Below are 7,555 nucleotides of genomic sequence, written 5' to 3' on the forward strand. Positions count from 1 at the left end.
TTGCAACACTAAGATAAGTGAAAATTCTGACATGGCAAAATCCTGGGCAACTTTTTGTTGCTCAGGAACTTATAAATAAAGTTAAATTATAGTGTTGCGGAATTAAGGTATAAGTATTTATTTCGGGATATCCATGACTTTTGATGCGGACTTGCATGGGATAAAAGGAGGGTTTGTTTCCGAAGGTATGGGATGAAGGAACGTTTCTGCTGAGAATCAAAAACGATTTTCGTTACTTTCCTTTGGGATTCTCGTTACTTTCGCGGCCGGTATTTTAATTAAATGTGTATCTTTGTCCGCAGTGAATTAAAACAAAAGAATAAAATAGAGAATATGGAAACAGTAGTTAGTGGTATTCGTCCAACCGGAAATCTCCATTTAGGAAATTATTTCGGGGCAGTGAAAGGGTTTCTGCAGATGCAGAATGAGTATAATTGCTTATTCTTCATTGCAGACTGGCACTCTTTGACGACTCATCCGCATCCTGAAAATATCCGGAACAGCGTACGAACCATTTTAGCTGAATATTTGGCTTGTGGTATCGACCCGGAGAAAGCTACCATTTATGTGCAGAGTGATGTGCCTGAAGTCGTAGAACTTTATCTGTATTTGAATATGAATGCTGGTATAGGTGAGTTGATGCGTACTGCTTCTTTCAAGGATAAAGCTCGTCAGCAACTGCATATCGACCGTGTACATACGACTGAAGGTGATGTAGAGCGTGAAATCTTTAATGAAGGAAATAAACATAGTGTCAGTGCCGGCTTGCTGACATATCCAACGCTGATGGCTGCTGATATTATTATCCATAAGGCTGTAAAAGTGCCGGTTGGAAAAGATCAGGAGCAGAACATGGAAATGGCTCGTCGTTTTGCCCGCCGCTTCAATGCTACATATGGTGTTGACTTCTTTCCGGAACCTGCCTCTTTTTATTATTCTCATAAGGCAGTGAAAGTGCCGGGATTGGACGGATCTGGCAAGATGGGTAAAAGTGAAGGTAATGCCATTTATCTGATAGACGATGAAAAGGCTATCAAGAAAAAGGTGATGAAAGCGGTTACCGATGCCGGTCCAACCGAGCCGAATAGTGTGAAACCGGAACCGATTGCCAACTTGTTTACCATGATGGAAATCGTTTCTACCAAAGATACGTACGATTATTTCAATGAGAAATACAACAACTGCGAGATCCGCTATGGCGATATGAAGAAGCAGTTGGCAGAAGATATTAACAACTTCTGTGCTCCGATTCGGGAACGTATCTTGGATATCCGTTCCAATGAAGAGTATTTGGCGAAAGTTGCTCGTCAGGGAGCAGAAAAGGCTCGCGAAAGTGCAGCAAAGACATTGAATGAAGTTCGACAGATTATAGGTTTCAGACCTTATTAATCCTTACTATTCAGATAACGGGTTGACGAAGATTAGGGCGGATGCTTCTCAAGTCTTGTCAACTCGTTCTTGTTTTTAATAGGTAAACATGGAGAGAATCGCTATGGATTTCGAGCAGGAATTTAAGGTGCTTTATCGTCCGTTGTGCCTTTTTGCCTTGCAGTATATACCACGGACTGAAGATGCGGAAGACATCGTGCAACAGGCTTTTGCTGATGTTTGGGAGAAATTGTGCGAAGGAGCTTCTATTCTGAACATGAAGGCCTACATGTATCAGGCTGTGAAAAACCGCTCGTTACTCTTATTGACACGGGAAAAGGAAGAGTTGCTGGAAGGAAATATTCCAGATGAAGCCGACGATTCGGATGAAGAGCAAATCCGGATAGCCGAAAGAGATGCACGTTTGTGGACGGCTATAGACAAACTTCCTCCGGAAAGACGGAAAATATTCTTGTTATCCAAACGTGACGGATTGAAATACCAGGAGATAGCAGACGAATTACATATATCTGTAAAGACGGTTGAAAACCAGATTTCCAAAGCATTGAAGTCTTTACGGGATACCGCTATAAAAATATATACATTTTTCTTTGGTTAAGAGTAGGGGTTTTTCTCGTTTCCTTGTCTTGTAAGTAAAAACCGGATGACGGGGAGACGTTGAATAACTGTTATAGAGTGGAGCGAGAATTGCGGTTGAGCAGATACATCTGCACCCGGCATTCCGGTTTTCTTTTATTAATATAATGTATATACATGGATCAGGAAAGACATAAAACCGAATGGGAAGAGCGTATCCGGTTTGTTGCCCGATATTATCGTGAGCGCACGTTTGATCCGGAGATCGGTTGGAAGCAATTTGCGGACAAACAGAATATTCGCACTCGTTTCCGGATACCTGTCTGGGTTTGGCAGGTAGCGGCGGCTTGTTTGCTGCTTGCCGGCTATGGTATTTATCGGATGATCGGGCAGCAACAACCCGAATGGGTGGTTATTACTGCCGATGCAGGGCAGGGAAAAGAAGTCTTTTTGCCCGACAGTTCGCAAGTATCATTGGCTGCCTTTGCCGAATTGCGGTATGATGCGAAGCGATATGGTAAAGAAAACCGGCAGGTAGAATTAAAGGGAAAAGCTTTCTATCAAGTGAAGCATCGGAAAAATCTTCCTTTTCGGGTACAGACACATTTGGGAAATGTCGTCGTTTTAGGAACATCTTTTTTAGTGCGCGAGCTGCAAAACCAGATGGAAGTTCAGGTATTGCAGGGACGCGTCCGAATGGAAGCCGGAAAGAAGCAACCGGTTTTGCTGGAAGCCGGTATGTCTGCCCGGTATTCGGAAACGGATGAAGACCTGCAAGTGTTACAAGAGGCAGACGAGAATTGTTTGTCTTGGAAAACCGGCGAGCTGGTTTTCCGGGAAACTCCTTTGTCTAAAGTCATCCATGATATTGAGGTTTGTTATGAGGTTAAGTTGAAAGAGCTTTCCGGAGCTTCGGATTCGTTGAGGCTGTCCGCTTCCTTTAAGAAGAAACCGGTAGAAGAAGTGCTGCTGGTTATTAATCAGACATTAGATACCCAATTGGTAATAGAGAAAAGCAAGAGATAAATGATACTCAGGATTCGAATACTGATAATCCTATGGTTGATAGGTATGTGTTGGAACCGAGTGATGGCTACGGGACCGATTGTTTCTTTTTCGGTACGTGATATGCCGGTTGAACAGGTTTTGCTTTTGCTTGAGAAGCAGACCGGCTTACAGGTTTCCTTTGAATCGTCGTTGCTTGAACAAATGAAGCCTGTCACGTTATCGGTGAAGAAGCAAACCTTGTCGGTCTGTTTATACGAATTGTTTCAAGGCTATGATATAGATTGGCAAGTAACGGATAGCTATTTGATCCTCAAACGCCGGCGACTAGCCGATTATTCCCCGAAAGATTCGATCAAGATGGTTTCTTTGCAGGAGTTTGTGGTCGAGGCCGACAGCTTGAGGCGTTCGTTTGCCTTGACGAATGAGCCGGGGAAAGAATTGTTGTCCGGTAACCAGATTCGTCGTTTGCCGGTTTTTATGGGACAGCCGGATTTAATCAAGACTTTACAGCATCTTCCGGGCGTTGCTACCGGTACGGAAGGACTTTCGGGTATGTATGTTCGTGGTGGAAATAATGATGAGAATTTGTTTCTGATTGATGGAATGCCGGTGTATCAGATTAATCATTTGGGCGGGTTGTTCTCAGCATTCAACTCGGATGTTATCGATAAGTTGGATTTTTATAAAGGATTCTTCCCGGCACGCTACGAAGGACGTTTGTCGTCTGTTACGGATATTCAGACGAAAAGTGGTAATATGCAGTCTTGGCACGGGGGATTCAATATCGGATTGATACAAGGCTTGTTGAATCTGGAAGGACCTTTGGTGAAAGATAAACTGTCGGTTCATGTCTCTGTACGACGTACATGGGCTGATTTGCTGGCTATCCCGACATTGGCTATTATCAGTAAGATTAATAAAGAAACGCATACCGGACGTTATTCCTTTCATGATATCAATGCCCGGATGGATTATCGGCATTCCGATCGGAGCCTTTGGTCGTTGAGTGTCTTTTCGGGGGATGATGTGTTCAGCCTTACGAATAAAGTAAATAATAATTATGCGAACGCCAAGGAAAGCAACCATTATAAGGTCCGTTGGGGAAATCTGGCGGCTTCGTTGAACTGGCGCTATCGGTTGTCTGATCATTTTCATACCTTATTGACAGCTTCTTATACCCGATACCGGAGTAAATTGCGTTATTCAGACGAAGAATACTCGTATGTAGATGATGTGTATAAAAAGAATTCCGTTTTTTCTACGATGGTTTCCGGCATCGATGACGGACGTATAACCGCCCAGTTGGAATATACTCCTTCTTCCAAGCACCGGATTCAAGGCGGACTTTCGGCTCGTTTACAGGCGTTTCGTCCGGAATATGAAGAGATAAACCAGATAGAAGAATCTGTACCTACGCAGATTCGGCAGAAGAATGTACAGCGGATGCTGGGAAATGAAACCGTCCTTTTTGTAGAAGACCGTTTTACTCCTTCAGAACCCTTACGGATCGATGCCGGGATTTCGCTGTCTTCTTTCTATCTGGATCGTACCTGGTACTGGTCTTTACAGCCTCGTTTCTCGCTTCGCTATTTATGGAACGAACGTTGGTCTGCCAAGCTGGCCTATTCGCGGATGCACCAGGCTGTCCATCAGTTACCGGCTTCTTATCTGGAATTGCCGACAGATATCTGGCTGCCCAGTTGTAGTGGTGTGAAGCCTTCGGTATCCGACCATGTTTCTACGGGTGTTTATTTCTCTCCGAATCGGGATTATAGCTTTTCCATGGAAGGTTATTTCAAGTATATCCAGCATCTGGCCGATTTCAAACCTTGGGTAAACCGGTATCCGGACGGTATGGCTTGGCAGGAAAAGCTGACCGAAGGTGTCGGACGGGCGTATGGTTTGGAATGGATGGCCCGTAAAGAAACCGGCAAGTTAACCGGATGGATTGGTTATACCTTGTCTTGGTCGGAACGGAAGTTTGATGCCTATAATATGGGACATTATTTCCCCTCTCGCTATGATAACCGCCATAAAGTGAATATTGTCGCATCCTATAAGTTCAACGAAAAGATCGAATTAAATGCTTCCTGGTTTTTATCTTCCGGGAATTGGATGACGATTGTCCCTGAATCACAGGAAGACTGGCCTTATTTATATCGGAATAATTATCAGTTGCCTTTCAATCACCGCTTGGATTTGGGCTTGAATATTTACCGGAAGAAGAAAAAAGGCCGGATGGGAATTTGGAATATTAGTATTTATAATGCATATTGCCAGCGGAATCCGACAATTGCTTGGGCCGAATGGAGTGAGGGAACGTGGGTGAAGATTCGTCAGTTGTCTTTATTCCCGATTATTCCTTCTTTTTCTTATACCTATAAATTCTGATGTTTATGAAGTCTCGGTTATATCTGGTTTGCTTGGTTTGTGTATTGGCCTTTTCCGCCTGTTGGAAAGATGTCTGGGTAAATATTGATATAGAAAATCCGGTATTGGAAATCAATACCATGCTGGTTCCTGATTCGGTGATAAAGCTTCGGCTGGATGCAACGAGTTATTTGAATGGCATGTCGTTCAGGGAACTGAATCAACAGTCGGATGTTCGTTTATGGGTAAACGACGAATTCAAAGAATCTCTTCGTTTGGAACATGATGCGGAGTGGGAGTATTTCTATTTTATATCAGACTACCGTTTGCGAGAAACCGACCGTGTGCGACTGGAAGCTCGTTGTAAAGGATATCCGGATGCCTGGGTGGAGACAGAAGTGCCTTCGCTGGTTCCGATTGATACGTTTATTACAGTTCTGCACAATGATACGGTAAGCGGGCGGATATGGGCTTCTTGTGAATTCCGGTTTACGGATGTCCCGGCAGAAAAGAATTATTATGCTTTTACCGTTTATCCGGAGTTTGTATATCCAGATTCGCTGACAGACGAAAATACTCCAATTTATAATTTTTACCCATATCACCTTTATCTGGTCAGTGATCCCGTCTTTAAGTATATACCTACTACGATTGAATATTTATTAGGGGAAGAAGAAGAGAAAGGAACGGCGCTTTTCTTTGACGACAGTTATATTGACGGGCGAACCTATTCGATACGTTTTTCTTTAGATTTTACGAATCCTTATTGGGGCGGCGGATATTATGGTCTGGAGAATTTGGATTCACTCAAGTTGCTTCTTAACTTTAGTTCGGAGTCGCTTAGCGGATATTATAGCAATGTTTCACACTGGGCTTCCAAAGGTATGTTGGAAGGTAATCTGTCGGAAGTCGGACTGGCTGATCCGGTTTCTGCCTATAGCAATGTGCATCAGGGCACAGGATTTGTGTGGGGACTAGCCGTAGCTGTTTGGGAAAATACATTACCTTTCCCCAAAGACTCTATATCCGAATAAACAGTTGGCTAGCGGTTAGAAACCTAAACGGAAGCGGGAACCGGCATTGCCGAATGGATAAAACATAAACTGTGGTTCCATCCGGTTGTTGAAGTGGTTGTGTTGGTAGTTCACTCCGATACCGAAACCGAAATCATCCGAGACTTTGAATTCCATAGATCCGCCTACGTTGGTCCGGTTCATCCAAGGATTGGCTACCATGAAAGGATCGGCCTTGTTATCTCCGTAGAAAGCGTATGAACCCCATGCCCGCATTGCCATCCAATCGGTTAATTCATAACGGGCTGTCGCGTTGACTCCGCCCCAATAACTTGGGTGAGGCGTGTAAGGCGTATAGTATCTTCCGGCAAAACCTCCGGTTGTAACCGTAAACGAACCTGCGCGGTGACTGACAGCCATACTGGCAATGTTAACTCCGCCCAATGCCGGCCAGGTTTCTTGCCTGCCATTCACCAAAACAGCCGTGTTGAAGGCTACCGGCTTGATATACCATTCATCATAATCAAGAGCCATCGGGTTGATACGCCATAACATGGGGGTATAAGGATTGAAGAATGGGCGATAGGCTTCCGATAAAACATTCATGTTGGCCGGACGATCGGCTTCCTGCAGATACGAATAATCGGTAAAAATGTATTCCACCCGGTTGAAAGAAGTGTATTGGCGGTAGGCTTCGGCATATTTTTCCTGCAAACGCCGATTCTGTTCCGAAACAGAAGTATAACTTTTGTAAGTGGCTTCCGGAACTTTGATCTCGTAGTTCGTTTCTGAAGGAATGGCGAAAAGTTTCCCTTCTTTATCGACAATGAATTTTAATGTTGATTGGGCGTGGATGGAACATAAACTACTCAAACATAGACCTATTATCAGACAACACTTCTTCATAATCCCTCCTTTTTTACAAATGTAGGGATTATAATCGGGCTTCCTTCCTTTTTTTATCCGAAAGAACTCTATTTTTTGTTAAACCCTCGTTAGCTTTTATATTTTTGACAGATGTCAAAAAGCTTTTCCATAGTTGTCAAAAAGCTTTAGCACATATATGATAAAGCTTTATCACAGCTGTCACAGGGCTGACGCATTACAAACTTCCAGACCTTTTAAAAAGTATTTATCTTTAGAGAGTCAAAGGGATAATAATAAAAATCAAAGAAGTAATGGAAATATTTTCTATATTA

At 43.4% G+C, this 7,555-nt stretch carries 6 protein-coding genes; 5 read left to right on the forward strand and 1 reads right to left on the reverse strand.

Features of this window, described 5'->3' with window-relative positions; all coding sequences use genetic code 11:
* The first annotated feature begins 333 nt into the window (after positions 1-333).
* From trpS to MUN53_RS17835, 5 genes are all read left to right on the forward strand, one after another.
* Positions 334-1,389: a tryptophan--tRNA ligase gene (gene trpS / locus MUN53_RS17815; RefSeq protein ID WP_022456890.1), complete on the forward strand. Its 1,056-nt coding sequence runs from the start codon at positions 334-336 to the stop codon at positions 1,387-1,389.
* Positions 1,390-1,477: 88 nt separating this feature from the next.
* Positions 1,478-1,987 carry an RNA polymerase sigma-70 factor gene (locus MUN53_RS17820; protein ID WP_243326742.1) on the forward strand — a complete coding sequence of 170 codons (510 nt, stop codon included), beginning with the start codon at positions 1,478-1,480 and terminating at the stop codon, positions 1,985-1,987.
* A 155-nt stretch (positions 1,988-2,142) separates the two neighbouring features.
* Positions 2,143-2,991 carry a FecR family protein gene (locus MUN53_RS17825; protein ID WP_243326744.1) on the forward strand — a complete coding sequence of 283 codons (849 nt, stop codon included), beginning with the start codon at positions 2,143-2,145 and terminating at the stop codon, positions 2,989-2,991.
* A gap of 45 nt (positions 2,992-3,036) precedes the next feature.
* Positions 3,037-5,364 carry a TonB-dependent receptor plug domain-containing protein gene (locus tag MUN53_RS17830; protein WP_243326745.1) on the forward strand — a complete coding sequence of 776 codons (2,328 nt, stop codon included), beginning with the start codon at positions 3,037-3,039 and terminating at the stop codon, positions 5,362-5,364.
* 5 nt (positions 5,365-5,369) lie between these two features.
* Positions 5,370-6,377, forward strand: a complete 1,008-nt coding sequence (locus MUN53_RS17835; RefSeq protein WP_243326748.1) for a DUF4249 domain-containing protein — start codon at positions 5,370-5,372, stop codon at positions 6,375-6,377.
* Positions 6,378-6,392: 15 nt separating this feature from the next.
* Here MUN53_RS17835 and MUN53_RS17840 read toward each other — a convergent pair whose 3' ends face one another.
* Positions 6,393-7,262, reverse strand: a complete 870-nt coding sequence (locus MUN53_RS17840; RefSeq protein ID WP_243326749.1) for a hypothetical protein — start codon at positions 7,260-7,262, stop codon at positions 6,393-6,395.
* Between the last annotated feature and the right edge of the window lie 293 nt (positions 7,263-7,555).

It is taken from the genome of Parabacteroides faecalis, assembly GCF_022809355.1.
GTDB classification, from domain to species: Bacteria; Bacteroidota; Bacteroidia; order Bacteroidales; family Tannerellaceae; genus Parabacteroides; species Parabacteroides faecalis.